Annotated in this window: 18 protein-coding genes; 14 read left to right on the forward strand and 4 right to left on the reverse strand. The window is 68.7% G+C overall.

Going from position 1 to position 26741, the window contains the following annotated elements; genetic code table 11:
- The first annotated feature begins 45 nt into the window (after nt 1-45).
- On the forward strand, nt 46-1098 hold the full coding sequence (locus tag ABZ192_RS28975) for a TniQ family protein (RefSeq protein ID WP_356927422.1): 1053 nt from the start codon (nt 46-48) through the stop codon (nt 1096-1098).
- Between the two features lie 53 nt (nt 1099-1151).
- Here ABZ192_RS28975 and ABZ192_RS28980 read toward each other — a convergent pair whose 3' ends face one another.
- Complete coding sequence (locus tag ABZ192_RS28980; protein WP_356927423.1) at nt 1152-3320, reverse strand: helix-turn-helix transcriptional regulator; 2169 nt, start codon at nt 3318-3320, stop codon at nt 1152-1154.
- A gap of 429 nt (nt 3321-3749) precedes the next feature.
- On the opposite strand from ABZ192_RS28980, the gene ABZ192_RS28985 reads away from it, so the two are divergent.
- The 5 genes from ABZ192_RS28985 to ABZ192_RS29005 all read left to right on the forward strand — a co-directional run bounded on the left by ABZ192_RS28985 (nt 3750) and on the right by ABZ192_RS29005 (nt 9755).
- On the forward strand, nt 3750-4469 hold the full coding sequence (locus ABZ192_RS28985; RefSeq protein ID WP_356927424.1) for a hypothetical protein: 720 nt from the start codon (nt 3750-3752) through the stop codon (nt 4467-4469).
- Nucleotides 4469-6694, forward strand: a complete 2226-nt coding sequence (locus ABZ192_RS28990) for a Mu transposase C-terminal domain-containing protein (RefSeq protein ID WP_356927425.1) — start codon at nt 4469-4471, stop codon at nt 6692-6694. The genes ABZ192_RS28985 and ABZ192_RS28990 overlap by 1 nt, the downstream gene beginning before the upstream one ends.
- A 74-nt stretch (nt 6695-6768) precedes the next feature.
- Nucleotides 6769-7797 (forward strand): ATP/GTP-binding protein, encoded by a 1029-nt coding sequence (locus ABZ192_RS28995; protein ID WP_356927426.1) that lies wholly within the window; start codon nt 6769-6771, stop codon nt 7795-7797.
- A 150-nt stretch (nt 7798-7947) separates the two neighbouring features.
- The gene (locus tag ABZ192_RS29000; RefSeq protein ID WP_356927427.1) at nt 7948-8622 is read left to right on the forward strand and encodes a hypothetical protein; all 675 of its coding nucleotides are present in this window, start codon (nt 7948-7950) and stop codon (nt 8620-8622) included.
- A 212-nt stretch (nt 8623-8834) separates the two neighbouring features.
- Nucleotides 8835-9755 (forward strand): hypothetical protein, encoded by a 921-nt coding sequence (locus ABZ192_RS29005; protein WP_356927428.1) that lies wholly within the window; start codon nt 8835-8837, stop codon nt 9753-9755.
- 418 nt (nt 9756-10173) lie between these two features.
- Here ABZ192_RS29005 and ABZ192_RS29010 read toward each other — a convergent pair whose 3' ends face one another.
- The gene (locus ABZ192_RS29010; RefSeq protein ID WP_356927429.1) at nt 10174-11058 is read right to left on the reverse strand and encodes a nucleoside triphosphate pyrophosphohydrolase family protein; all 885 of its coding nucleotides are present in this window, start codon (nt 11056-11058) and stop codon (nt 10174-10176) included.
- A gap of 117 nt (nt 11059-11175) precedes the next feature.
- Between ABZ192_RS29010 and ABZ192_RS29015 the strand changes: the two genes are divergently transcribed.
- Genes ABZ192_RS29015 through ABZ192_RS29030 form a run of 4 tightly spaced genes read left to right on the forward strand, consistent with a single transcriptional unit; the run spans nt 11176 to nt 13565 of the window.
- Nucleotides 11176-11436 (forward strand): phosphopantetheine-binding protein, encoded by a 261-nt coding sequence (locus ABZ192_RS29015; RefSeq protein ID WP_356927430.1) that lies wholly within the window; start codon nt 11176-11178, stop codon nt 11434-11436.
- Nucleotides 11433-11840, forward strand: coding sequence for a helix-turn-helix transcriptional regulator (locus tag ABZ192_RS29020; protein WP_356927431.1), 408 nt, complete (start codon nt 11433-11435; stop codon nt 11838-11840). Before ABZ192_RS29015 ends, ABZ192_RS29020 begins: the two co-directional genes overlap by 4 nt.
- On the forward strand, nt 11837-12733 hold the full coding sequence (locus ABZ192_RS29025; RefSeq protein ID WP_356927432.1) for an ImmA/IrrE family metallo-endopeptidase: 897 nt from the start codon (nt 11837-11839) through the stop codon (nt 12731-12733). Before ABZ192_RS29020 ends, ABZ192_RS29025 begins: the two co-directional genes overlap by 4 nt.
- A gap of 43 nt (nt 12734-12776) precedes the next feature.
- Entirely contained in the window at nt 12777-13565 is a 789-nt protein-coding gene (locus ABZ192_RS29030) for a hypothetical protein (protein WP_356927433.1), read from the forward strand.
- Between the two features lie 36 nt (nt 13566-13601).
- On the opposite strand, the gene ABZ192_RS29035 is transcribed toward ABZ192_RS29030, so the two are convergent.
- Nucleotides 13602-14633: a nucleotide kinase domain-containing protein gene (locus tag ABZ192_RS29035; RefSeq protein WP_356927434.1), complete on the reverse strand. Its 1032-nt coding sequence runs from the start codon at nt 14631-14633 to the stop codon at nt 13602-13604.
- 47 nt (nt 14634-14680) lie between these two features.
- On the opposite strand from ABZ192_RS29035, the gene ABZ192_RS29040 reads away from it, so the two are divergent.
- The 4 genes from ABZ192_RS29040 (at nt 14681) to ABZ192_RS29055 (ending at nt 21435) form a co-directional block, all read left to right on the forward strand.
- The gene (locus ABZ192_RS29040; RefSeq protein ID WP_356927435.1) at nt 14681-14968 is read left to right on the forward strand and encodes a hypothetical protein; all 288 of its coding nucleotides are present in this window, start codon (nt 14681-14683) and stop codon (nt 14966-14968) included.
- Nucleotides 14969-15118: 150 nt separating this feature from the next.
- Nucleotides 15119-15658 (forward strand): hypothetical protein, encoded by a 540-nt coding sequence (locus ABZ192_RS29045; RefSeq protein WP_356927436.1) that lies wholly within the window; start codon nt 15119-15121, stop codon nt 15656-15658.
- Between the two features lie 510 nt (nt 15659-16168).
- The gene (locus ABZ192_RS29050; protein WP_356927437.1) at nt 16169-20596 is read left to right on the forward strand and encodes an AAA family ATPase; all 4428 of its coding nucleotides are present in this window, start codon (nt 16169-16171) and stop codon (nt 20594-20596) included.
- Nucleotides 20593-21435: a serine peptidase gene (locus ABZ192_RS29055; protein ID WP_356927438.1), complete on the forward strand. Its 843-nt coding sequence runs from the start codon at nt 20593-20595 to the stop codon at nt 21433-21435. Before ABZ192_RS29050 ends, ABZ192_RS29055 begins: the two co-directional genes overlap by 4 nt.
- Here ABZ192_RS29055 and ABZ192_RS29060 read toward each other — a convergent pair.
- Nucleotides 21404-26647, reverse strand: a complete 5244-nt coding sequence (locus tag ABZ192_RS29060) for an NACHT domain-containing protein (protein WP_356927439.1) — start codon at nt 26645-26647, stop codon at nt 21404-21406. The genes ABZ192_RS29055 and ABZ192_RS29060 overlap by 32 nt on opposite strands.
- Nucleotides 26648-26741 lie beyond the last annotated feature (94 nt).

Here is a 26741-nt window from a genome sequence, read left to right on the forward strand (position 1 = left end):
GAAGGGGCCAGGCGGGGGCCCGGTCCGGGGGTGTGGAAGGCGGGCATGGACACGGAGGCGGTGCCGAAACTCGTAGGGGTGCAGCCGGTGCCGGGTGAGGCGGCGGCCTCCTTCATCCGGCGGCTGGCCCACCTCAACGAGCTGCCTGTGAAGGAGGTGCTGCGGGAGGCGGGAGCGCACCGGCCGCCTGGGGAGCTGGATCCGTGGGCGCAGGAGGTGTTCCTTGGTGAACAGGCCGCCGCGCGGCTGGCGGTGATGGCCTGGCGCACGCCGCGGGAGCTGTGCCGCGCTCTGCCCACGCTGGCCGCCGGCACCGGTGGCGGCCGCCGCCCGTCGGTGCGGGTGGAGCCCTGGCCCGGGCAATGGACGCCGCTCGAGCCGTGCGCGGCGTGCCTGACCCGGCACGATGACCTCGTGACCCCGGTGGTGCTGGCCGGCGGCGATCCGTGGCAGGTGTGCGTGCGCCACGGCCGGTGGCTGCGCAGCCCTGGCGACGGTGGCCCGGCCCAGGTCTCTCTGGCCGGGCTTGAGGAGGTGGTGCGGGCGCATCGGCGCCGGGTGCGGCTGCAGCGGCGGGTGGGACCGTACGCGCGGGCGCTGCTGGCCGATGCGCTGCAGGTGGCCGCGGCCTGGTGGCAGGTTCGTCAGATGGGCTCGGACACGCTCTGGGCCGACCGGGAGGCGGTGCTGGGCACGGGGCGGCAGCGGTGGGCGGTGCCGCTGGTCGTCTACCCGGAGGCCGTCATCGTGGCCGAGGCCATGGCTGCGTACGAGCGCCAGCGGCACTGGGGCCGGGAGTTCGCAGGCGGTGCACCGGGCTGGGTTTCGAAGCGCTGGATCGCCTTCGTGGGCGAGCGGTTGGGTATGCCCGGCCCGATGGAGCACGGTGGCTACCGGATGCTGCGCCAGTGGACGCTGCAGCATCGCATCACCGCACCGGTGGTGGACCGGCTGGCCCAGCCGGCGCCGCCGCCCGGCTACCGGAGGGAGCGTCTGCCGGTGATGGACCCGCATCGCGGCCTGCCGGAACGAGGGGCGCTGGAGGACGCCTCGTGCCTTGACTGGCGGCTGGGCCGGCCGGTGTCTGCCGCGGAGTGAGAAGGAGGCGCCCGCCCGGTGCGGGCACGGGGCGCCGTGGGCAGGCTGGGCGCTCACCATGACAGGCAGGTGTCCTTCAACAGCTGGGCGGGGTTGGTGCCCTCGGCGCAGCGGGCCGTGTACCAGTGCAGCGGGCGCACCGCGACGGGAAGGACGTGGCCGGGCGAGATGCCGATCCGGAAGTCGCTGTAAGGGGTGTCGGTGATCTCGGTCAGGTGCGGGGTGCGGGTGGCGTAGACGATGTGGCCGCCGGCGACCGCGAGGGGCCAGTAGCCGCTGCGGGATGTTCGGGCGAGCTTGCGGTGGAGGTTGGCGCGAGCGTTGGCGACGGCTGCGGCGCGCAGGTCGGGACGCCAGGAGGGCTCTTTGGGGCTTGGCCAGGCGGCCAGTGCGGCCTGGTCGGGCTGGGCGGGCGGCTGGGCCAGGGCCTCGAAGGCGTCCTGGGCGGTGGTGTGCAGGACGTGCAGCAGGGACCGCTGCAGAGGGTCGGCCCGAGGCAGGTCGGTGAGGGCGGCCAGAAGGCCGGGGATCTCCAGGGTGGCGGTGATGCCGAGGCGTTCCAGGACGGTCAGGCGGGCCAAGCGCAGGTGGTCGTACCAGGGGGCCAGGTAGGGGCCGGTCGGCCCGGGGCGCAGCCAGCCCTGGACGGGTTGTAGCTGTGCTGCGCCCATCCGTAGGGCGGCGTAGGCGACAGCGGGTGTGGTGTGCCAGGCGAGGCCGGTGTCGGCGAAGGCCGGGGGCAGCAGGGGGTGTTGGGGGACGGCGGAGAGGTCGACGAGCCAGCTGCCGGGTCGTTTGGGGTCGAAGGGCGGGTGGTGGACGTGGTGGGCCGGCCCGTCGGCGACTCGGATCTCGTTGCTGCCGGCGAGGTGGAGCAGGTTCACCGCCAGGCACACCACGTATGCGCGGTCGGCTTCGTCGGGGGCGGGATGGCGCCACCAGTCGATGTCGGCGTCGGCGAGGGCGTCTTGCTCGGCGCGGTGGCTGGCCAGTTGGTGTCCGGGCGGGGCCTCGCAGGGGGCCGGGTCGACGGGCATCGTCAGGGCTCCGCGCACGCCCGCGGTCAGCTGGGCGCCGGTGGCGGTGTGGCGGTGGGCGGGCGGGCGCAGGTCGCGCATGAGCTGGTGGCCGCAGGCGCCCGGGGGGCCCAGTGGAGTGCGCACGAGCGAGGCGTACTGGCCAAGGGTGGCGGCGAGTTCGCCGGGGGTGAGCCGTTCGGGCAGGTTCCAGGCGTCGTGGTGCAGGGCGCCCCAGTCGGTGATGGCGAGGTGGATGCTGTCGCAGGCGGGGTCACCGGCGCTGGGGTGCAGCCGCGTCCAGGGGCCCAGGCCGTCGGCGTCGGTCTGCCAGCCGATCGTGCGGGCCTGCTGCAGCAGCGGGTGGTCGCTGCGCGGATGCCGTGCGGGCAGGTCGGGTAGGCCGGCGGGCAGCGTCAGGCGGGCGCGGGCGGTGGCGGTGAGCACCAGCAGCGGGCCGGGTGGCAGGGATTCGCGGCGGACGGGGGCGGCGCCGAGCGGGGTGTTCACTGCCCAGGCCAGCAGCCCGTGCAGGTCATCGGCGGGACAGGTTCGGGTGCGGCCGTCGGCGAGGTGGGCGATCAGCCCCGACGGGCCGGCTTCGAGGACGGTCAGGGGGCCGTCGGACATGCCTCTGGCCTTGATCGGCGGATAGGCCAGCCGCACCGTGGGGCGGGCCTCGAGCGGTTGCCGCTGCTGCTGCGGTGGCGCAGGAGTGCTGGCTCCTGGCCATGCAGGCGTTGGCCGGGATGCGGGTGAGGCCGGCAGGGCCCGGTCGGTGTCGGGTGCGGGGCATCTGGTGCCCAGGTGCTGGGGGTGGCCGCCGACACGGTGTTGCGTGGGCTGCTGGCAGCGGCGGCACGGTGCGTGGGCTGCCGCCTGGGTGGGGATCTCGTGCCGGAGAACGCCCAGCGCGGCCCAGTCGGGTGCCTGGGCCGGCTGGGGGTGAGGCCCGGCAGTACCTTCCTGCCGGGCTTCCAGGGCAGCCAGCAGATGGCTGTAGATGGCCGCGGTGTCGCCGCGTGGGGTGGTACGGCCCTGTTCCCAGGCGCGGACGGTGTCCTCGCTCACGCCGCAGGCGTCGGCGATCTGATGCAGGGAGAGTCCGGACTGGCAGCGCAGTCTGCGCCGTTGCGCTGGCAGGGGCAGGCCGCCGGGCGGCTGCCCGGGCTCTGAGATGGCGTCGAGGTCGAACAGTCCGTCCACGGTTGGGTCGGCTCCCCCACTGGTGCTTGGTCCGGATGCGGCACTGCTGGTCACTGCAGATGCGCTTGGCAGCGCAGCATGCAGGAATCCGCAAAGGACATGCGTCACACGCAAGAACGTTCCGTTGGACGCCGACCTGCACAGATGCCGCGGAAGTGGGCCGGAGATCTGCTCCGTTCGAGCGAGGCGCGCGCCGGATGTTGTCCTGCGCCCCCCTTTCCCGGCCTTGTCGGTACGGGTTCACCTGGCACAACGGCCGGTTCGCCCGTGTGATCGAACGGCGCGCGGGCGCGGCGCGCGCTCGCTCGTTCGAGGGTGTTCGACCCGGATCGCTTTCTCCAGGCGCAGTGGGCGGCCACGGTGATCGGCATCGCCCCGATCGATCACACGGGCGATATCCGTGCTGTCGCGTTGTGAGAGGTGTTGAACGTGGCTGAGGTGGTGTGGGCGCAGTTCCTGTCCCCCGCTGGGCGGCTGCTGAAAAGACCCGTGAGGCAGGTCCGTCAGGAGCGGCTGGAGGAGCGGGCCGAGGTGTGGAGACCGACGCGGTACCGGGGCCGGCGGGCGATCGCCACCTGGTGGCGGCTGTCCGGGCAGGCCCGCCTGGCGGGCTGCGCCACCCTGGGTGCCCTGGAGGCGGCGCTGTCCTTGGAGTTCGATCAGCAGGTGGTGTCGTTCACGGGCTGGCCGGTGCGGCTGGCCTGGGCGGACAGTGAGCAGGGGTACGTGCCGGACTTCTTCGCCCGGCTGGCCGACGGGCGCGCGCGGCTGCTGGTGTGCCAGACCTCGCAGCGGGCCGCGGGCGGCGGGGAGGAGGCATCGAGGCTCCTGGAGGCGGCCGGCGAGCAGGCCGGCTGGGAGGTGCGGGTGCATCCGGGCGCCGATGACACGGCCGCGGCCACGAATCGGCAGCGGCTGGCCCGCTACCGGCATGCGCGGCTGGCCGATGCGGACACCGCGCGCGTCCTGCACCAGGTGTTCGCCCGGCCGCGCCCGTTCACCGACGGGGTGACAGCGAGTGCCCTGCCCGAACTGGCCACGGTGGCACGGGCGTTGCATCTGGTCTGGATGCGCGAGCTTCTCATCGACTGGAGCACCCCGTTCGTGCCGGCGCGCTCCCTGGTGTGGTCGCCGCAGGGGGTGCGCTGATGGCGGTGCACACACCGGGCCGGCCCGGGGTCGTGGCGGTGGGCAGCGCCGTGCACTGGCACGGCGAGACGTATCTGGTGACGGCGCTGCAGGGCAGCAAAGTGCACCTGCTCAGCCAGCACGCCGACGGCGAGGACGCCGTCGTGCTGCTGGACACGCTGCACCGCTCCCCTGGCTTCCGCGTGCTGGACGCGCCGGCCTCAGACGACGGCCCTGCCCCGCCGTCGGCGTCCGCGCGCCGGCCCTTGGGCGGCGCGGAGCTGCTGGAGGGGCTGACGAAGGAGGCCCGCACGGAGGTCGACTTCTGGCTCGACCATGTACTGGAAGTGCACACGGGACTGCCCGGATTCGCCGCCCCGGGCACGCTTCCGCGCCCCTGCTACGACCCCGAGCACACCACCCTGCGGGACCGGTATGCGACCAAGGCCGCCGAACTGCGCGCCGCGCATCACCAGGTGTCGGCGGCCACGGTGGAACGCAAGCGGCTGGCCTGGCTGGAACAGGGCGTGTGGGGGCTGGTCGACAAGAGGCGGGTGCGCGGCCCAAGCCGGCACGGCCGCGTCGACGAACAGGTCGTCAAGCTGCTGCGCAAGGTGCACAAGCGGCACGAGAAGAAGTCCATCGGGACCAGGTCACGGCTGTTTGAGCTGCTCAGGAGGGCATGCGTGCGCAAGTTCAAGAAGAAGGCGGAGCAGCTGATGCCCTCCCGGGCGACGTTCTACCGGCTGCTGGACCGGCTCGGGATCGTCTGCGGAAAGCAGGCCGCCGCCCGGCGCGGCGACGGCAGCCACCGCCCCGAACCGCCGTTCACGCTGGCTATGGCCACGGCGCCGGGCGAGCAGGTGCAGATCGACACCACCTCGCTGGACATGCTGGGCGTGGACGAGACCGGCCGCATCGTCTCCTTGGAGCTGACCGCGGCCATCGACGTGGCCAGCCGGTCGGTCCTGGCCGCGGTCATCCGGCCCAAGTCCAGCGGCACCAAGACCGGTACCACCTCCCGCCGTCACGGCGGGCGGGCCACCAAGGCCGTGGACGCCCTGTTCCTGCTGGCCGAGATGTGCACCCCGCAGCCGATGCGCCCGCACTGGTCGCTCAAGGCGGGCGCCAAGGAATCCGACCTGCCCTACGCCCAGCTGGTGGAGGCCGACGAGCGGATGGAGGGCGCGGCCGCCCGGCCGGTGATCATCCCGGAGATGATCATCATGGACAACGGGAAGGTGTTCGCCGGGCGTGCCTTCATGGACGCCTGCGCCCAGCTCGGCATCTCCGTACGTCCGGCCTGCGCCTACTCCCCCACCCACAAGGCGATCATCGAGCGGACCTTCGGCTCGATCAAAAGCCTCTTCAGCCAGTTCCTGCCCGGCTACACCGGCAAGGACCTCACCCACCGCGGCAAGAACGTCGCCAAGGAACGGCTGTGGCGCATCGACCAGATCAACGACTTCCTGCAGCAGTGGATCGCCCTGGGCTGGCAGCAGCGCCCGCACAGCGAACTGCGTAACCCGTTCCTGCCGTCCATGCCGCCGCGCACCCCCAACCAGATGTTCGCCGCCCACGTCGCCAGCAGTGGCTACGTCCCCCTGCGTCTCAGCGCCGAGGACCGGCTGCGGCTGCTGCCCACCGCCTGGGCGCAGGTCACCGACAAGGGAATCCGCCTGAACAACCGCACCTACGACAGCCGCGCCCTGAACGGCTACCGCAACGCCCGCTCCGGCTGGCCGGGCAAGGGACAGCGGTGGCCGGTGCGCTACCACCCCCACCAGCCGGAAAAGGTCTGGCTCGAAGACCACCACAACGGCGCCTGGGCGGAAGCCGAATTCGTCTACCAGCGGCTGATCGGCGACGCCTGGACCGAACACATCTGGGACCAGGCCACCGCCGCCCACCTCGACAAGGGCGGCCACACCCGGGACGAGACCGCCATCGCCCGCCTGGTGCGCTCCCTGCTGGAGCGCGCCGGCCGCGGCCCCTCCCGCACCGCCGCACCGGAGCCGGCCCCCGTCGAGCGCGGCATGCAGGTCTCACCGGCGCCGCTGCAGGACCCCTATCGCGGCATCCCCGCCCCCGCCTACCACAGCGTGGCCAGCCTGCCCGTCATGGACGTCGACCCGCGCGAGCTGTACGCGCCGGCCATGCGTCTCGCGCTGCCGGCCAGCCCGTCGGGTCCACCCCAGCCGAGCGATGACCACGGCCACGACTGCCCATCCGCCGAACGGTCCTAGTCCCCGTCTGTGAGCGGTTGCCGGCGCAGGTACCGAGCGCCGGCCACCGCCGACTGTCTTCAAGGACGCATGCCATGGCTTTCCCCCAAACCCCTGACGCCACCGGCCGGTTCCTGCCGGCGACGACCCACCCGGGCTGGCTGGACCAGCTCGACCGTGTCATCGACCCGCCCGACCTGGCAGCCTGCCCGCAAACGGAACACCCTCTCGGGCTCGACGACCCACGCATCCTCTACCACGCCACCATGCGCACCGTGCAGACACCGGCACTGACGAAAGCGGTCGCCGTCGCACGGCGACTGTGGCTGGTGGGCGGCCCCCGCAGCGAGGGGCCGCTGCACCTGGCCGTCGACGGACCGGGCGAGACCGGGATGACCACGGTGCTGCGGCAGATCGGCCGGGCCTACGAGGGCCTCATCCGCGACCGGCTGCCCGCCGACCCCAAACGGATCCCTGTCATCCACATCAACACCCCGCTGGCCCCCAGCAGCAGGCTGGACATGTCGGTCCCGTTCGCCGAGTTCCTGGGCCACAAGCACACCAAAGACCCCGAGACCAGCCAGCGCAGCACCGACATGACCGGACCCGTCTGCCACGTCATGAAGACCCGCGGCACCCGCCTGGTCCTCGTCGACGGCATCGACCGGCTGGACAACTGCGAACTGAAGACGGCCTTCGACTACTTCGGCTACCTCGCCGCCGAGTGCAACGTCTCCTTCGTCTACTGCGGGCCCGGCGCCCGCGAGATCGTCAACGAGGCCCGGCGCGGCAAACGACCCGCACCGCCCGACGGCGGTGCAGGCGGCATCCCCACCCTGGCTGTCACCCCGATCCCCTACAGCGCCGACGACTACGAGTTGTTCCACCAGGTCGTCAAGGCCCTCGATCAGGACCTGCGCCTGCACCAGCACCGTCCGGGCGACCTGCTCAAGCTCGCCGCCCACCTGCACCGTCGTACCGGCGGCTACATGAAGCCGCTGTCGTACCTGGTGTGCCAGGCCGCGCAGGAGGCCATCGAGACCGGCATCGAGGCCATCACCGAGGAGCTGCTCGACAGCCAACTGGTGGGCCGCTTCAATGATGATCCGATTCTGCAGATCTGACACGCATCCGTTCAGATCATCCGCTCGTTGCACTCCATGTCAGGCACCGCTTACGGCAGCGCGACAGGCCCCGGCAGCCGCGCTCTGCTAGACACCCCGCCCCCGTCGGCGGCCGACCTGCCGCCACTTCCCCGAAGGAACCTTCTCCCCGTGGCCAAGCGCAAAGCCAAAGCCGCCCGCCCCCGCCAGGCGCCCACCATCGTGGTAGCGGACGCAACCGAGATCGGAACCTCGCCAGGCGTCCTCATCGTTAGAACTGGTCCCCTCACCAAAACCCCCACGGTCCTCACCCTGCCCGCCGAGACCGTCGACTCGTTCGTGTCGACCTTGCAAAAGGCAGCCTGCGCAGCAGAAGAGGAGTACTGGGGCCTTCTGCCCGCCTTCCGAGCTGGGGCCGCCAGTGAGGACAGCACCGAGTTGGCAAGAGCCAAGGAGACGTGGCTTCTTTCCCAGCCCTGGCAGCAGGAGATGCGGCGGGTACTGGGCCAGCGGAGCGATCGTCTGTTCTTCATGGACTACGTCGGACACGTCGCCGTCGTCGCAGCTCCGCCCTACGCGGCCACCCCTCACCTGCTCATCTTCGACCCGCTGCAACTCCACCGGCTGGCCCCAGTGTTCCGGCAGGCCGCCGACCGGGCACGGCATAGCCCGCTGGCCGCCACAGCCGACCCAGTGCAGCGGCTCGCCGCGGCGCACCGCGAATGGTCCTCCCTCCCCTGGCCGCGCCACCCGGTCGTCCTGCCCACCCAGCAGCAGGCAGAGACGGTCATCACGGGGCTGCGCAGCCAATTCCTGCGCCGCACCCCGCTCCTCAAGGAGCACTGAATGGACCCGGACAGCCGCCCAGCCTGTCCTCGCGAGTCGCGGTAGCGCGCAGGCCGGCCGTGCTGCCTGCCGATCAGGTCGGTCCCCCGGTGGGGCTGCGGCCCGTTAGGCCCCGGGCCGGACAACGCCCCCCTCATGTCTCTCTTCCCTTCCCCCCGGCGCAGCGCGCCGCACTGGCGTGCCGCGCCCCACCTCAGAACAGGGAATGCCTGATGGAGCAGTACCGCACATGGTTGGAAGTGCGTTTCCGAGATGACGGCGGCCAGGACGGCCCCTGGCAGCGCTACGACCAGGTGATGGATCCCTACTACTCGCAGGCCCCCCGCAGCGAGCAGCTGTATGAGGACGACAGTCAGTGGCTTCCGGGCACTGTCCAGGAATGTGCCCAGGACGATCTCAACGAGGCTCTCGACACCGTCATCGACGAGCAGTATCTCGCGCGCGTGGTACGCGATGGTCCGATGGATGTGCGTGTCCGGCTCGTGGAAGAAGGCTCCGGCGGCAGCCCTGACAAGGTCATTGCCGTGTACACCCCGTCCCCCGAGCAGGAAGCCCGGGCGTATCTGAAGTCAGCTCTCAGCGGCTACGACGACGTACGGGACGATCTGCGCTGGCGGCTGCTGCGGGCATACCAGGCGGGTGTCGCTGCGGACGAGCTCATCCGTGAGACCGCTGGACGGATCGAAGCCGCCGAAATCCACGCCCTGTTCGAGGCTGACCGGCTGGCCCAGGCCGCCCGCGCCGTCATCGCCGGCTGGGAGGACCCGGAGGATCGGGCAGCAGTGATGGTCGATAGGACCAACTCTGTCCTTGTCCTGCTGCGGACCTCATTCCAGCAGGAAATCAACTACGAGGAGATGTGCCGCAGCGACGGCCACTACGGGTACGAAAACTGCGAAGACGACGACTGGTGGGGGTACAAGGACGGCGTACGCGACGCCGAAGCGCTGTTGCAGCTCCTGGCCGAGCACTACGCAGTCACCTGCGGCGGCCGCCCGGCGACGGCGTCCGACCTGGCCCCGACGGATCCCGCTCAATGGGGCCAGGTACGGATCACTCCCAAACCGTCCCTGGCGCAGGCACCCTGTTTGCTGCAGCCACCCAGGGCCGCGCGTCAGCACGACCACCAGTAGGGCGAATCCCCCTGCTCAGTAGGTCGTGCCGCCCCATGCCGGCGGGTCGTTACAGGCAGGCAAGGTTCGATGCGCTGGCCGAGCGCGTGCGGGAAGCTGCGGATCGTGCTGGCGGGGAGCACCGGCAAGAAGACGGCTGCTTGTGCCGCCCCTGCTGGGATTCGGTGATCACGAAGATCGTTGAGGAGCCGCGAGCCGGAGAGAGGGCCATCGGGCGTTCCGGTGCCCCCGCTGGCACGTTCTCCTTCGACGATCTGTTTGGCCGTTGCACCTCACCGGGGCGCAACTGACGAGTCCGAGTGGGCGTCGCTGGCTGTACTGCCGTCGGCTGGGCAACGACAGCGCCCGCGCGCTATCGCGCCGCCCGGCGCTCGTGTGGGGAACGCCCTCGACCGGGGCGTTCCCCATTGCCGTGCCGTCAGTTCCGAGTGACGGTCAGGGTGCGCTGGTCAAGGTCGAGGTGGACGACGCCGCCGTTCTGCTCGCGCAGCTGGCGCCAGGCGGTGTAGCCGGTGAGGATGGCGTGCTCCCAGTCCGCGGCGCGGCAGGTACTGGCCTCCAGGTGGGCGGTCATGTGGCCGATGGTGGCGAGGAGTTCGTGGTCGATGTGCTTGATGTCGGCGAGGTAGCGGTGGCGGGCGGCGTAGGAGAAGACGAGGGCTGAGATGCCTTCTTCGATGGCGATGGCGCGGCCGCCGTCTTCGGCTTCGTCGGTGCGGGGGTTGCTTTTGCGTTTGCGGCCCAGCAGGAAGCGGGTGACGGGGGACCAGCCCAGCACGGTGGCGTGGGCGAGGTGGAAGATGTCGTGGAAGCGGTAGTCGTCTTCGACGTGGGATGCGCTGGTGAGCGGGTCACCGGCGGGGGTTCCGTCTTCCCGGGTGAGGATGATGACGGTGCGGCCGGCGTCGGTCTTGGTGGGCGTGAAGGTGAGTGAGGTCTGCCGGGGGAGTTGCTCGTGGGCGGGAAAGCTGGCGTCGAAGGGGGTGTGCTCGTCGCGGGGGGTGGGGCGCCAGCGGTCCTTGGTCTTTTCCAGGTTGGCCGCGGCGACGTCGTCGAGGTCGAGTCCGAAGCGATGGGCGAGCGCGGCGACGTACCACAGGACGTCGCCGAGTTCTTCGCGTAACTGGTGTTTGCCCTGCTCGAAGGCGGGCCCGTCGCGCAGGAACTTCTTGTAGGCGGTGGTCAGGGATCCGACTTCACCGGCGAGGCCGAGGAGGGGGACGAGGACGGGATCGGTGCCGTCCGCCGGCGGCTGGAGGGTTTTGAGGGCCGCTTCCTGGTAGCGCTTGAAATCCACACTCATACCTGTCTGATCTTGGGACAACCCCGTTGGCTTTCCCGACAGCGTGTCGTATGCTACGACAGCGTCGTTGGAAATGCAGACGATTGGGGAGAGTTGTCGAACACAGGCACACCAAGCATGGACGACATCACCTCGGTCGTCATCGGCTTCCTCGCCGAGCATGAGGGCGTGTCGCCAGACGAGCTCCGCTCCGAACTGGAGGAGGGCGGCCGGGAGTTGCCCGTGGATTCGCTTCTGGTGGTCGAGATTCTCACACGCATCGAGGAGCGCTACCAGGTCGCCATTCCCGCAGACCGGGAAGCGGCCCAGGCGACCGGGTCGGTGCAGGCATTCGCCGCGGCGGTCCTGGACGCGATCGAAGAAAGGCAGCAGTCATGACCCCTCCCCCTTCCGATACCCGTGACCGCGATCCCGAGCTGGTGCGGCTCGGTGAACGACTGAAGAAGACCCGCGACTACTTGAACATGTCCCAGCAGTTCGTCTCGGACTCCACCGGCATCCCCCGTTCGGCCATCAGTGACATCGAGCGCGGCGAGCGGCGTGTGGACAGCCTGGAGCTGAAGAAACTGGCGCGCCTGTACCGGCAGCCGGTCGCCTATTTCCTGGCCGAGGAGAAGGACGCCGACGCCAGCGAGTACTCGCTGGCGGGTCTGCCGCGCGCGCTGGCCCAACTCACCGACGGGGATGCCAAGACCGTGCTGGAGTTCGCCGAATACCTCACGCTCCGACGCGCGGCAGAACGCGAGGAACAGGACGCCGACGGCGGGAGTCCGACGGCGTGAACTGGGGCTTAGCACACCGGATCGCGTCGATCGCAGCCGTCCAGGCACACCGCGACCTGGGCATCGACCGCACGCAATACGTTCACGTGCACCGGGCGCTGGCAGCGGCGGACGTGATCGGGATGGCGCAGCCGATGCCGCGGCTGTTCGGCGTGTACTTCTCCCCCGCCGATCGGGGGCCGGCCGTGATGCTGAATGCCTCGCTGAACGCGGTCACCCAGCGGCACACGGCCGCACATGAGTTGGGGCATCACCGGCTGGGCCATCGCACGGCGGCGGACCAGGAGCTCGATCCCGCGTTGCGTTGGGGCAACGGCAGCTGGCCCGAGGAGGAGAAGGCGGCGGAGGCGTTCGCGGCGTGGTTCCTGATGCCTCTGCCGGCGGTGCGGGCGGCCCTGGAAAGGATTTGTGGCGGCCGCCCGTCGTCTCCCGAGCACGTCTACCGGGTGGCGCGCGAGCTGGGTACGTCGTACGCCGGGACGGTACGTCACCTGGTGAATCTCCGGCTGCTGGATGCCGGCCGAGCCGGCCGGTGGGCCAAGATCCCTCCTGCCGGTCTGCGTAGCTCGCTTGCGGGAGGGGCCTCTCTGCCCGGGCAGGCCCAGGTGCACGTGATCACGACGGCTTCCGAGGGGCAGACGGTGTACGCCGACGCGGGCGATGTGCTGGTGCTGCACCTGGCCAACGCAGTCTTCGACGTGCTGCCCAAGGGACTGGAGCGATGGACCAGTGATGGCACGACGCCGCTGGCGAGCGCCGTGGTGACCGACGAACTCCCCCCGGGCGAGCAGGGCCTGATCGAGGTCGCGCTGCCGATGCATGACGCCGCGCTGCGGCTGACAGTGGTGCGCGAAGCCCCGCGTGCCGGGGTCGACGACACCTGGCCCCTGTAAGCACAGGGACCCCGGGATCACACTGCATGTGTCAGGAGGACTGATGCACACCTTCACCGTGACCGAACGCGACGTCACTCAGGCCTGGGTCGCCGCCTGCAACAAGCTGGACCGCAAGGACAACCCTGACCGGACCGGCCTGCACACCGTGGTGCGCATTGCCGACCCGACGAGCGACGACCCGGTGTTCCGCGCCGAACTGGACCGGCTGCGCACCGCTCGCGGACTGTGGCCGCTGGAGACCGTGGCCAGCACGCTCTTCCCCACGGCCCTGGCGGCACGGTGCGCCGGTCCGGATGACCTTGCCAAGCGCTACCGGCAGATGTACCCGGTGATCAAGCGGTATCCGGGGAACCACCGCGGCACATACTTTGGCCGACTGGTGTCCTACCCTGCGGCGTCGAAGAGCGACGTCGACCAGCTCGGCACGGTCATCAGCCGACTGCGGGCCCAGACCGCGGGCACCAAGATAGCCGCCGCCTACGAGATCGACGTGGCCACAGCTACGGACGCGGAGGAGGCCGGTGCGGACCTGCTGGTGCACACGGCCGGCAAGGACAACAGCTACATCGGCTTCCCTTGCCTGAGCCACATCTCCCTCCAGCTGGACCGTGACCGGCGTGTGCACGCGGCGGTCCTGTACCGCAGCCACTTCATGTTCGAGCGCGCCTACGGCAACTACCTCGGCCTGGGCCGTCTGCTGGCCTACGTCGCCCGGCAGGCCGAACTGGCCTGCGGGACACTGACCGTGGTGGCCGGCCACGCCCGACTGGACGGCCCCATCACCCAGCTGCGCCCCCTGCTGACGGGCACCGGCCGCCTCGCGGCATGACGGGCGTCCGCACGGCGGGCGGTGGTTGCGGCAACGTCAGTGCCCGGGCGGGCCGTTGAGCTGCCACTTGGGCGGGAACCAGGCCGGCATCGCATCGGCCTGCTGCCGGTAGGTCTGCTTGATGCGGCTGCGGCCGCTGATCCCGGCGATGTCCGGGTGGGCGACCCGGGCGTACTTGTCGACCTCGCAGAACAGGTTCTGGCAGTCGATGAGCTGCAGCGGCCGCCCGCACAGTCCCGCGAAGGAAAGACCCAGGCGGGTGAAGTGCTCGTCCTGGGTGTCGGCCATGTAGCGGATGACGTCCGCCTCGATGCCGTCGGCGGCCGGCCCGAAGCACTTGCGGATCCCGTCGCGAGCCCCGGGCCCGGGGACGACGAAGTCCATCTCCGAAAATGGCATCTCGGCCGCGTAGTTGAGGTCGATCACGAACTGGTAGGCCAAGAATGGGCCGATCGCCGGGAAGCCCAGCAGGACCTGGTAGGCGTCCTGCAGCGTCGGCGCGGAGAGCACACGCTGCGGCGCGTTTGCGGTCATCATCATCTCCAGCAGCCGCAGATGGTTCTGGTGCTTGCGCTGCTGGCCGAGCTGCGGCGGGGGCACGATGTAGGCGGCCGAGTACAACCGCTGCCCCGCGGTGAAGGCCGTGGAGAGCACCCGGTCAAAGGCCCGGTAGTCGTAGGTGTCCCACCGCACCTCTCCCAGCGCGGTGTTCAGCAGCCGCCACGTCGAGGTCTTGTTGAAGATCTTGAACAGCAGGGTCCGGAAGAAGACTTCCTCCCACGTCTGCTCGCCCCGGTAGATCACGCCGCCGATGAGGTCCTGGCTGACCCGGTCGGCGGCCCTAAAGCAGTTGGTGAAGCGGTAGCGCTGCAGGATCGGATCGTCCGTGAACGGTCCCGCTCCCCCGGCAAGGCGCGCCTCGTAGACCCTCTGCCGCGCCGCCGCAAAACGCCAGTAGGTATCGAACACCGGAGTCGGGGCCAGCGTGCGGCCTGCCACACAGATCTTCCTCGCAGGGCCGCGCTCTAAGTCCCGTTGTTCTGCACGCTCTTGCAGCACCGTCAGCATGGGCTCAATATATATTCAATATAGATAGGCGTCAGCGAGGGGGACGTGTGGAATTGCTGTGGCAGCGTCCACGACGCAAGACGCTGGTCGACTGGCCGGAGGACGTGGACTCACGACTGGACGTCCTGGTCCGCGCCGCGGCCGCGGCCGGGGAGCAGACATCGCGTTCCCAGGTGCTGGCCGCGCTCGTGACGGCGGCCGAGGTCCGTCCCGCCGTCATAGCCGAACTCCTCCATACCTACCGCCAGATGCCCGCCGGCGCCCTCGAAGCGGACAATGCGCGCGACGACCTGCCCTCCGTCCGCTCTCCCGGACGCACTCGCGCCAGGAGATGACCTCGCTTCGGTCCCCGCTTCTCGCCCGGGCGCCTTGGCTACCCCGGTCAACGCCGCCGACGGTCCTAGGGTCACGGCTGCGTGCGCCGTGCTTCGAATTTCAGGCCTGTGGCACGGCACGGGGCGGTGCGCTAACAGCACAATAGGGAGATGGATGCGGGGGGCGTGGCGCTGGTGGGGGCGGTGGCTGCCGTAGTGGGCGCGGCTGTGGGCGCCGGCGGAGCCATCGGGTCGGCCATAGTGAGCGGCCGCAAGCAGGCAACGACACAGCACCAGCATTGGCGCAGGCAGATCCGCAGAGACGCCTACGTTTCCTTCCTCGGATGTATTGCACCGTTTCAGGAAATTTGGCGTGCCAACCGCGAACGGGACCTGCTGCGTGAAGATCTGCCGACCGGACACGCCGATCGGCTCAGAGGGCTCGTCCGTGATCTCGACAAGGCTGCTCTTGTCATCGAGCTCGAAGGTCCGCCCAGCGTCGCCCGGAGCGCGAGAGCTGTCGAGCGTTGCCTTGCGGAGTGGCAGGCGTCGACCGCGGTCGAAGCGTTGCGGGCCATGAGAGGAGCAGCTCCCCGAACCGACCTGCCATCGAGTGATGAGATGTACGACCGTGCCAATGCTGCGATCGAGCAGTTCAAAGAAGCTGCGCGCTCAGCGATGGGCTCCAGCGATAACCGTGCGGATGGCTGACCTGTGCAGGCTGCCGTGCGTGACGTGAACTGGGCCTGATGCTTCAACGCGCCCTTCCGACCGGTCAGTGGTGGTGTGTATCGGAAGCGTGTGAAGCCGTCCTCCACCAAGAACCGGGCGTTCCCACGCCATCTATCGAGATCCTTGTAGTTGATCACTTCGCACGTGCCGCTCCGCCCCGCGCTTCATCCCACTGGCTGTCCTGATGCTAGACAGGCCCTCCGGGGAGCCGTCACGCTTCAACCCTCCCTCTAAACCTCCAGGCCGCCCTCAGACACCGCCGACCAAATACCGCCGAAGAACTCTGCCGGGGCTCCCCACATCCGCGGGCGCCGCCCAGTCGGTGCACACCTTCAGCATCCTGAGAGCACGTTGTCGTCCGTGAAGGCACGCTCGGCGCACCGAGTTACCCAGGTGTGCTGTTCCGAGTCCCCCGGTCAGACCGCCCGCCGGCCGTGATGATGGGTTCTAGGATGAGTGGCAGGGGGCAGCGGGGACTGGGGGTGGCTTGTGGCGCAGGTGCTCGTTGTCGGTATCGGCGCATTCGACAACGAAGGGGGCAGCGGGGAAGAGGGCTTGCTGGTTCCGCAGGCTTTGGAGCAGCTTCCGTCTGTCGCACCGGCCGTGGACGGTTTGGCGGCGCAGCTGGCGAAGGTTCCGGGCTTGACCGTGCTCGGCGGCGGCGCGGTGCATGATCTTCAGGCCCGGGAGCTGACCGAAGTATGGCGCAGTGCACGGCAGACGGCGAGGGGCCGCGGCGACGACGAGACCCTCATTGTGCACTTTGCCGGACACGGCGTTGAGGGCAGTGGAAACCACGCACTGTTCCTGGCTACGCGGGACTGCGACCGCTCGAACATCGCGTGGACGGCACCGCAGGTCAGTACCTGGCTGACGGAGGTGGAATCCGAGCCGGGCGGGGCGCCGCTCCTGCTGCTGTTGGACGCGTGTGGCTCCGGCCGCACGGTGATGCAGCAGACCCTGGAAGGCATCCGAGCACAGGAGCGCCGCGCCTGGGTCATCGCCGCGTGTGCGCCTGACGAGAAGACGTACCAGGCACGGTTCACCACGGCGGCAGGCCTGGTGGTGGAGCGGCTGCGGGAAGGGCGCCTGGATCTGTCGCCGGCGCTGCAGCACGTGCCGGTGGAGACACTGGCGCGGGAGATCGACCGTGAGCTGGCGAGGTCGGCCGTGGCCGAGGATCTTCCAGCGCAGAGTGTGCTGCGCACGGTTCATGCCGACGCGCACGTGGAGGTGCCGCCGTTCCTGCCCAATCCGTCCTACCGGGAGACGCCGGGGGGCCGGTTCCGGCAGGCGGTGGAGACGGGATTGTGGCAATTCGCCGCTGCCGTCGATCCGGCTCTTGATCCGTTGCACTTCATTTCCCGCGCGGCCGGGGCGCCGCAGCAGCAGGACATCGCTCAGGGATGTTTCTTCACTGGCCGCGAGGAGCAGCTGGGGCGGATCAAGCAGTGGCTCGAGGAGGACGGTCAGCCGTCGCTGATGGTGGTGACGGGCAGTCCGGGTTCGGGGAAGTCGGCTCTGCTGGGGGTGGTGGCGTGTCTGGCTCATCCGCAGCTGCGTGAGGTGACGCGGCAGATCGCCACGGCGATCCCTCGGGATGTGCGGCCGGAGCTCAACCCGGGTGTGGCGGCGGTGCATGCGCGTCAGCGGGGGCCCAGTGAAGTGCTTTCGTCGGTGGCGTCGCAGCTGGGCCTGGGTGAGGAGCCGAGCAGGGGCTGGACTGCCCGGTCGGTGGTGGAGCGGCTCAGTGTGCAGCGGGATACGCCCGTCACGCTCCTGGTGGATGCCCTTGATGAGGCGTCGTCGGACATGGCGCTTGTCAGCGAGGTCCTGCTGCCGTTGGCTCGTGCTCGGCGCCGCCCTGACGAGTCCGGCGCGTCCGTCAAGGATTCGGTGCTGTGCCGGGTGCTGATCGGGATGCGGCCGTTGTGGGACCGGTATGCCTCTTTGCTGGACGAGATGGAGGACAATTCGCATCTGCTCGATCTTGACGATATTCCGCTCGAGCAGCGCACGGCCGAGCTGTCCGATTATCTGTGTGATGTCTTGGAGACCTCGCGCGTCTACAGCGGGCTGGGCGTGGTATCGCTGCGGACACGGACGGCCGAGGCGGTTGCTGCGCGGCTGGGTAAACAGCACAAGGCCGGCGGGTTCCTGCTGGCGTCGCTGTTCGCCCACTATCTCGTCCACCAGGATGTGGCACGGCCGGTGGAGGAGGTCATCGAGCGGATCCCCGCAGACTTGCCGGCCATGCTGGATCTGCATCTGGGTGTGCTGGAGCGTCAGCATCCGTGCATGTCGGCGGTCCTCTCAGCGGTCGCGCACGGCTACGGCCAGGGCATGCCGCTCGAGGTCGTCCATCATGTCGCCAAGGCATTTGTTCCCCCCGGCACAGGCGAGCCGGACCTCGACGACACCCGCAAAGCACTGCGCGCGGCCGCCTTCTATCTCCGTTTCAGCACCGACAGCGACGGCCGCCACCTGTACCGCTTCTACCACCAGAGTCTGGTGGATCATCTGCGGCAGGCGCCCGCCCGGGTGAGTCGCCGTGAGATCTTCACGCGGGTGCTGGACACCGTGCCAGGGCCTGATGATGTCACCGCCCGCAGCTTCGCTCTGGCAGTGCCGTATGTGCTGCGGCACGCGGCGCAGCACGCTCAGGAGGCCGGAGCCCTGGACGCACTGCTGCTGTCGGCCTCCTTCCTGATCCACTGCGACCCCCAACTGCTGTTCGAACACATGGATCCTGGAAGTGTGCGGGCCCAGTTCTCGGCGCTCATGGCCCAGACTGCGCTGTCCCCGCTGCACGAACCGTGGCAGCGACGTGAGTGGCTGCGCCACACCGCGACCGTCTGGGGAGAGACATGGCTGGTTGAGGCGCTGGACGCCCTGGAGGAAGAATCCGCCCAGCCCTTGCAGCCGCGGCTGCTTGAGTTCCGCTGGGGCACAGCCGAGCAGTACTCCTACTCGCCCGAAGACATCAGCCACGCCACGCTCACGCACTGTGCCGGCCGCTGGCTGGCGGTCCTAGGCGACGAACAGGGCGTGGAGGTGTGGGACGCCCGTCTGTCCATCTTCTTGCGCCGCTTCCCGCAGTTTGCGGCAGACTGCCTGCTGACCGCACTGTGTAGCGGCAATGGCCCCGACGGGCCGCTGATTGCAGCCGGCACCTCCGATGGGCAGGTGTTCGTCTGGGACCTCAACAGCCAAGTTCTGCACACCCACATCCAGACCGATGGGCACGCCATCACGGCCGTGGCCATCAGCCACGTGCGCGAAGCGCCCATGGTGGCGGTCTGCGGTGGCGGAGAGGTCACGCTCTACGACATGTCCGGCCACCGGATGGCATCCATGGATGTCCTCGCAGGCTGGCTGTGTGGCATGGAGACAGACGACAGCGTGGACGACCTTTGGGAGCCGGAGCTCGACATCACGGGATACGACTGCACAGTCGTGGCATCCTGCCATCTCGACGGGACACCGGCCGTCATAGCTGGTGCGGTCGATGGAGCACTTCACGTGTGGAACGTGGACGGCAGCCGCCACCGCACCCTCCCCGGCGGGTCTCAACCAGTAACCCTGCTGCAGGTCCTGGCAGGTGCCGGCGGGCCATTCGTGGTGACCGGTGCCGAGGACGGGGCACGTGTCTGGGATGTCCGGGCCGGCTCACACGAGCTTTTGGCCGACGCCGGAACCTCCCCGACAGGCGCTCTGCTGCTCGACCATGACCGGCGGCCCTGCTTCATTTCCACCGACGCCAGTGCCGCGGTGCGAGTTCACCGCCTGGACGACCCTCAGCGCACGAGTGCTTCCCCGCTGCACATCAGCGAGGAAGCACATATCTTGGCGCTCGCGGCGGACAGCCATCAGGTTGCCGCCGTGGGCATAGGAGAGGCGACCGTACTGCTCTCCCACAGCCAGGACAGCCCAACTCCGGTGCTGGCCCCGTACCAAAGCCACGGCAGCGACGTCGCAATCGTCGCGGTGGGCAGCGCCGATTCCCAGGGCACCATCCCTGCCGTCAGCGTGGGCCTCTCTGGCACTTTCCTGGTCTGGGATGCCTCAACCGGTGCAGTCGTGACACGAGGGGCTTTGCCCGGCATCAGCGCCGTTTCCGCAGGCACCCTCGACGGCACGGCCGTCGTCGCCCTGGCGTTCACGGCCCGCCGGGAAAGAGGCATCGGCATCATCCGGCTCGCCGACCCCCAGCGCTGGCAGAGCATCCCCTGGAACCACGCCGTGGACGCCATGTCCATTGCCGGCACCGGCGCAGCCCCAGGCATCACGCTGCAGACCGAAGCCGGGCTGTTCGTCCTTCACCCCGACCTAGCGTCCGCTTCCTCGCCTCTGCCCGCCCTCGCCGAGACCGACCCGCTACCGGTGGCCTGCTACACCCATGCCCGCTGCAGCGGGCAGGAGACCACCGTCGTCGCCTACGACAGCGATTCCCTGGCCAGGGACTGGGGGCGCCTGACCGTGCACACTCCGCCGGAGGGGCCACGGCTGTTGGCAACACTCGAGGAGACCATCACCTGCGTGGCAGCCGGTCCGTGGATGGGCCAGGATGTGGCGGCGGTGGGGACCGAGAACGGCGAAGTGATCACCCTGCTCCTGTCCACAGGCGAGGAACTCGGCCGCATCCCGGCACACGACATAACCACCGCCACCATCGACTTCGTTCACACCGCAGGCGCGGACCTGCTGGTGACATCCGGCGAGGACGACTGCATCCGGGTATGGGACGCCCAGAACGGCGGCGGCATGCTGTCGCAGACCAGCTTCCCCGACAGGCTGACCGACACCAGCGTCTGCGACAACGGGGTCTTCGCTGGGTTCGGCGAACGCGTCGCCTTCTTCACCTGGACCGACCTCGCCCAACCGCCAAGCGCAGTGAACCAGATGGGAGATCGATGAACAGGATCGTGGTCGTTCACGGAGTGCGCAACTACCAGCGCGGCCTGAGCCCGCACGCGTCCCGGGGCGCCCTCGCAGCCGCCTGGAGTGACAGGCTGGCGATCGGATACAAGGACGCGTGTCTGGAACACCTGGACCCACCCCACATAACAGCGGCCTACTACGCCCACCATCTCAACAACGCCGAAGCCCAGGGCGCGCGTGATGATCTGGACCAGCTGCCCCTGGAAGAACAGCAAGCGGTACTGGCCTGGTTGCGTGCCGTCGGCTTGCCGTCACAGCCCGCAGAAGGCCAGTCCTGGGGCGGCCTGCCCCTGCGCCAGACCATCGATCTCGTCGCTCGCAGACGCGGGATCGCAGCGCAGACTCTTGCGCGCATCGCGGTGGCACTCCTGCCCGAGGTATACCGCTACCTGTCCTCGCCAGGCCGAAGGGCCGCCGCCCTACAAGAGGTAGCCCAGGCGGTGAGATCATCCGGCGCCGATGTCGTCGTAGCCCATTCACTCGGATCCGTCGTCGCCTACGAAGCCCTGCACGCTCACCCGGAATTGGGCGTGAACACCTTCATTACCCTAGGCTCACCACTCGGCCTGCCCAGCGCCGTCTTCGATGTACTCGATCCCGAACCGGTAGAAGGCCGCGGCCAGTGCCCACCGGGCGTCACATCGTGGACCAACATCGCTGACGCCGGTGATCTGGTAGCCCTCCCCCGACGACTGGGTGACCGCTTCCCTGTCACCACCCATCAAGAACTTCACATGGCCATGGCCGACTTCCATACACTCGGTATGTATCTGGCATCCGGCCTCACCGCTGCCGCCATCGCTCCACACTGCTAACAGACGGACCCGGCTCCCCTGCGCTCACGGCGAGGTCGAGTACGGCAAGGCATAGTGGGCCTTCGTGGTGGGTGAAAGGATTGTGCACCACGGTGTCGGGTGACGCGGATTCGAGGATGCGGATGGTTGCTGCCGCATCCGTCTGCGGCAGGGCGCCGACTTGCCGCAGTACCAGCGCGAAGAGGTACCTGCGCTGCATGGCTTGCTCTCCCGGGTGGGCGTGGGCAATGGGGTCCCATGGGTCGGCCATGATGGGGCTGTCTTCACAAATTCCCATGGGGTCATTGAGTGCGTCCTTGAACGCCTCAATGGCGTCTGGGTCGGTGCGGAGCCGCCGCATCAGCGGTTTGGTGAACATCGACAGGTACCTGTCGAAGGTATCCAGACGGAATCGGGTGTGCGCGCGGGTCGCGAGGACTGGCAGATCCCTCGGTGGGGCTGCGCCGAACGCGATGGCTAGGACGTTGCCCCGTTCACGGGGCTCGCGAGCTTCGCGGTCTGTTGTGAACCACGTTTCAAGCTCGCGGAAGGCGGCGGTGGCCAAAGGGTCCGAAGGAAACAGCTGCGTGTAGGCAGCCAGCCCGTCGCCTTCTTGTACGAAGCCTGGCCGGGCACTGATCGTCTCTTCGGTGAGGATGGCCTTGAACAGCTCGTCGGACACGTTCCAGCTGTCTCGGTCCAACAGGGAGTCGAGGTCGTAGCTCTCTCGGTGGTGCATTCGGTCAAGGCGGGACACGACGGCGCGCAGGACCCCTTCGTCGCCCCTGTTCTCTTCTTTGGCCCACGAGAGAAAGCGCTCGTCTTGGCGCAGTGTGGCGTCATTGTCTGCCTCATCGCGGAGCAGCTCAGCGATGGCGGGGTAGCGGGAAGCAACGGTTGCCAGAGCCGACATGACGTGGCGCCGTTGCTCACTCGCCGTTCGTTTACTGGTCCTTCCGTTCAGCCGCTCGAAGACTTGGTCGCCGAAATGAGAGCGCAGCTGTTCCCAGTGCTCGGCGACGAGGTCCACCAGGATCTGATCCACGTCACGGCCGTAGAGAACATCGAGGGTGACGCTGGGCGCGTCAGGGCGCCCGATGGTTTCCCTGATGCCGTCCATCAGGCTGAGATCGCCGAGCATGAGCATGCCGATCCATGCCAGTTGACGGCGCTCTTCGAGTTCGGGACCGTAGGCGCACAGCCCGCCTTTGATCTCGCCACGCAGCCACTGCATCTCGGCTGTCCAGGCGGCTGAGCCCGCCAGGTTGTTGTGCGCCTGCTGGTGGCGCTTGATCACTTGGGTCAGCCCAATGAATGCAGTGCGGCGGATAGCGGCGTCCGGCTCGATCTCCCATTCCGTCATGACGTCGACGAGTTCGGCCACGGACAGCGCACTGTGCACGAGTTCGAACGTCAGGACTTCGCTGAGCTCTGGGCCGATGTGCTCGAGCAGGGTAAGGGTCTTGTCGAGGATCTGGCGGGACGGGACGTCGGTCCTGTTGCTGTAGGCCCTGAGGATGGCGACCGGTATGGTGTCCGCAATTCCCGACGTAATGGGCCTTGTGTCATGAATGAGCTGGTCGGCGAAGTTCTGGACGGCTGGTTGATCAGGCCAGGCGCTGATGACCGCAGGGACGTGCCACATCAAAGGGTGAGGGCTCACCGCTGTGCACAGTGCCGCCAGTTCGGCTGGATCGTAGGCGGCGAGCACCTCGCGTACGGCTTCAGCTTCCGCATGGTGTTCTGAAGCGGTGCGTTCGAACGTCTTCCAGGTTTCGGCTATGGCCTCGGCGACGACGACCTGCTTCTCGGACCCGTGATCGGGGGTCGACTGACGCAGCAGGGACACCAGGACGGCGAAGCCCTCCTGCGGACCGAGGACATCTACGGCGATGCCGGCCATCGGAGCCGCCTGGTCGAAGTCGCCACGAATCCTGCGGGTGAGAACCGTACGGACCTGCTCGTCGTCGGCGTACTGCTCGACCAGCGTGCGGGCTGCAGCGTAGGGGCGGTGTCCGTCCAGGTTGCGCAACAGCAGGGCTTGAGCTTCGGCGGGCGGAAGTGCGGTAACGAGACCTGCCCCGAGGTAAGGCGTCACACCCCCCAACTCGTTGTCGACATAGGGCCGCAGAGCTTGCGCAAAGTCCGGGTCGTCGCGCCACTGCTGCGGAATCAAGCTGACGTCGTACAAGATCAGTCCGTGTTCTCCTGGGGCCGAGAGCTGCTCGGCTACCCAGTTCTTGAAGCGGTTGTCGCTGGCGAAGGCGTGACAGGCCAGGATCCACGCAAGGCTCCGGTCGCCGCCGTTGCGTCCGTTCGTCGCCAGGGTCTCCAGCGCGAAGTCGGCTGCCTGTGCATCCGCGGCGGCGGCGATGTTGATGAGGTCCGCTGTGGGCCATGGGCCCGAGCGGAAGTCTTCCCTGTGCAGCAGGGACAGCAGCCAGTCTCGCTCTTCTTGCCGGTACAGGGTGGCATCGCCTGACGGGGTGGTGCGCTGCAGGGCCTGCAGAGCGACCAGCCGGAGCGGCCTGGATGGCTGGCGCCGCGCCCAGTCGACCAGCCGTGCGGTCTCGGGTTCATCGGGCCAGCCGCGGCTGAGGGCAAGGAGGGCAGCGGCCTGAGTTGCTGTAGATGGACCCGTTTCGGTGAACGTGATCACCTGTTTCAGCATGTGCGGCTGGCCACCGAATCGGTGGGCGATGGCTGCTGCCGCGTTGACTTTCACCTGCTCGTCTGTGTGTCGCATGCCCCAGAGCAGGTACGCGGCGGCCCTGTTGTCGTCTATGTCCAGATCGCGCAGCGCCCACATGGTCGGCGAAGGGTTAGGGCGGGGTGCTGTGAGCCAGCGCTTCATGACCGGCAGCAGGTGCGAGCGTGCGGCGTGGCTTGCGAGCATGCCGGTGAGCGCGGTGATGAGGTTGGCGCGATGCGGCAGCGAGGGATGGGTCTCTACTCGTTCGACGAGTTGGTTGAGATAGACGCTCTGCGCTCTCGGAGTGAGCTTGGCACCGGCCGCGAGAGCTTGGGCGAGCAGCTCGTATCCATCGATGTCTGCCCACCGTTGCGTGCCGGTGTCGAGGGCCGCAGCGAGCAGGGGCTGGGTGGTGTGAGAGCTGATCTGCGCGGTCAGCAGTGCCAGGAGGACATCGCGCCAGGCTGGATCATGCACCGTCCGTTGGACGACTGTTCTCTGTTCTTCGGCGGGGCGGGTGGCCAAGTACTGGCCTGCCAGATGGTCGAGCACCACGCGGTGCAGGAAGCCGAAGGTGCCGGCGCCGTGCGACACGATCAGCCCGAATTCGTCTTCCGCCATGGTGAGGACGGCATCGGCGACGCGGCGGGCTTCTGGCCGAGGATAGCCAAGGACTTGGTCGTCGGTCATCGACTCGACGATGAGCGCACGCATCTCCGCCTTGGTGACCGTGCCGGCAGGGTCTTTGACGCGCAGCCGGTAGGCCACGGCAGCGAACAGCGTGGTGGCCTCGGCGGCGGTCAGGACAGCCCCGTGAGCATGTGAAGCACGCTGGCGCATCTGGGGATGCTTCTCCACGAGCAGTTCGACGAGTCGGGCGTAGATCTTGAACCGCTGGCGTGGGAGGGGTTCGCCTTGCCAGGTCGTGGCGAGCAGGGTGAGAAAGAGGGGGGACCGGGAGAGTTCGGCGAGTTCCGGAATGGTCTCGAGTTGGGCGAGGAACGTCTCGATGCCGCCGCTCCACATCGCAGGAGTGGCTGCTGCGTCCAACGACCGTGCGGCCGACCCGAGGACGGCTGCTGCGATCGTCCAGCGCTGCCTGTCGGTCAGGGGGGTGATCTCCGCTTGCGCCCAGGGGCACCTCCAGTTGAGGCGGTCGACCGCGTACGGGCGTGTGGAAAGGATGGCGGAAGCCGTCGTGCGGCCGAGGAACGCCTCAAGGGTTCCCAGGGCACGTTCGGCTGCGCTGACGTCGCTCCACTCGTCGATGCCGTCAATGAGCAGGAGCAGGCGATCGTCCCGCAGCGCGCGTTCGACCAGCGGCCACAGGTGGGCGGCACTCTGCGACCTCAGCCATGCCTCGGCGGCCGAGACGAGGGAGTTTTCCGTCGATCCTTCGAGGTGGCGGCACAGGAATCCGAACGGCAGCCAGACAGGAAGGTCAGTGCCGTGTTCCCGCTGCAGCGTTACCGACTGCGGCTGAGCGGAGAGCAGGTCGACTGCTATGAATCGCAGCAGGCTGGACTTTCCCGCTCCCGGGCGGCCGATGAGCAGCCGGTACTTGCCGCTGGCCAGCCACTCGTCGGCCGCCATGGTGGCACCTGCGGCTGGTCCTGCCTGGCTGCTGTGCCTGAGAAGTTGGTGAGCGGATCTGAACGACTGCCGCGAGTCACCCAGGCGTGAGGCGATGTAGGTGTGTCCGTCCCCGGGGTCCTGCGTCGGCGGTTCGTCTTCGGCGGCCGGCTCGGGCTGTTCGGCGTCGAAGCGGTCAGGCCGTCGTCGGCTGGGATCGACATCCACGACGACGAAGGTGCCGTCAGTCTCGGCGTCTTCGACCGGGTGGATTCCGCCCTGGGCGGAGAAGACAGCGTGGTAGAGGTCGCGCAGCTCGGCGCGGAGTTCTCGGCTGTCCTGCTGAGGCAGATTGTGTGCCAGGCCATGGGCTGCGTCCGTACCGCAGAAGCGCTCCACCCAGGGTCGGCCGAAGAAGTCATCAACGATGCGCGGCTGGTGCTTAAGAAGGCTGGAGACCTCCTGGACGCCCCACGGAACGAAGGTGATCTTGAGCTCGGCCAGCCGTTCCGTCTGCTCGCGGAGCGCCGTGTCCAGCTTGGTGTCCTGCAGGTCGAATGAGGTGGCGAAGTGGAACCTCGCCGTCTTGGCCGCCCACTCCCCCGCCAGGAGGTCATCGACGGCCTTCTCAATCTTGGCCGCGGTCAGCGTCCTGATGCGTCGGGACTGCAGGGTGATGTAGTCCCGGCCGTGAGATTCGCCGTGCGCCAGGTCGAGCGGAAGCCGAGCATAAGCGTCGATCCCGCCTTGGGCCTGACCCGGCACACCGAAGAGCTTGGCGTACTGAACCGGCCGGACGGTGTGCAGCAGCCTGAGGAACAGACGCTCTGCGTCGGGCCAGTCCAGGTCGCCGACGGGCAGCACCTGCGCCCTGGTGTCGATAGGCGGCGCCGGCAGCGGCCCCTCAGGGGCTGACCACAAGAGCGCCTGGATCCGGTCTGCGCTGCCTGCCTCACCGGTCGCCATCATCGTCAGATTCCCTTGCTGCCCGTGTCCGTTCTTGTTGCCAGCCTAGAGATCCCGCAGATCCGGTGCGCCCTGCTCAGACAATGCTCCGCCTCCC

Source organism: Streptomyces sp. NPDC006235 (assembly GCF_040613735.1).
GTDB lineage: Bacteria > Actinomycetota > Actinomycetes > Streptomycetales > Streptomycetaceae > Streptomyces.

What these genes read in the sequence shown, in the direction of transcription:
- ABZ192_RS29045 (WP_356927436.1), top strand. Translation starts at nt 15,119, where the DNA reads ATGGATGCGGGGGGCGTGGCGCTGGTGGGGGCGGTGGCTGCCGTAGTG.
- ABZ192_RS29030 (WP_356927433.1), top strand. Translation starts at nt 12,777, where the DNA reads ATGCACACCTTCACCGTGACCGAACGCGACGTCACTCAGGCCTGGGTC.
- ABZ192_RS28990 (WP_356927425.1), top strand. Translation starts at nt 4,469, where the DNA reads ATGGCGGTGCACACACCGGGCCGGCCCGGGGTCGTGGCGGTGGGCAGC.
- ABZ192_RS28975 (WP_356927422.1), top strand. Translation starts at nt 46, where the DNA reads ATGGACACGGAGGCGGTGCCGAAACTCGTAGGGGTGCAGCCGGTGCCG.
- ABZ192_RS29055 (WP_356927438.1), top strand. Translation starts at nt 20,593, where the DNA reads ATGAACAGGATCGTGGTCGTTCACGGAGTGCGCAACTACCAGCGCGGC.
- ABZ192_RS29015 (WP_356927430.1), top strand. Translation starts at nt 11,176, where the DNA reads ATGGACGACATCACCTCGGTCGTCATCGGCTTCCTCGCCGAGCATGAG.
- ABZ192_RS29005 (WP_356927428.1), top strand. Translation starts at nt 8,835, where the DNA reads ATGGAGCAGTACCGCACATGGTTGGAAGTGCGTTTCCGAGATGACGGC.
- ABZ192_RS29060 (WP_356927439.1), bottom strand. Translation starts at nt 26,647, where the DNA reads ATGATGGCGACCGGTGAGGCAGGCAGCGCAGACCGGATCCAGGCGCTC.
- ABZ192_RS29035 (WP_356927434.1), bottom strand. Translation starts at nt 14,633, where the DNA reads ATGCTGACGGTGCTGCAAGAGCGTGCAGAACAACGGGACTTAGAGCGC.
- ABZ192_RS28995 (WP_356927426.1), top strand. Translation starts at nt 6,769, where the DNA reads ATGGCTTTCCCCCAAACCCCTGACGCCACCGGCCGGTTCCTGCCGGCG.
- ABZ192_RS29010 (WP_356927429.1), bottom strand. Translation starts at nt 11,058, where the DNA reads ATGAGTGTGGATTTCAAGCGCTACCAGGAAGCGGCCCTCAAAACCCTC.
- ABZ192_RS29020 (WP_356927431.1), top strand. Translation starts at nt 11,433, where the DNA reads ATGACCCCTCCCCCTTCCGATACCCGTGACCGCGATCCCGAGCTGGTG.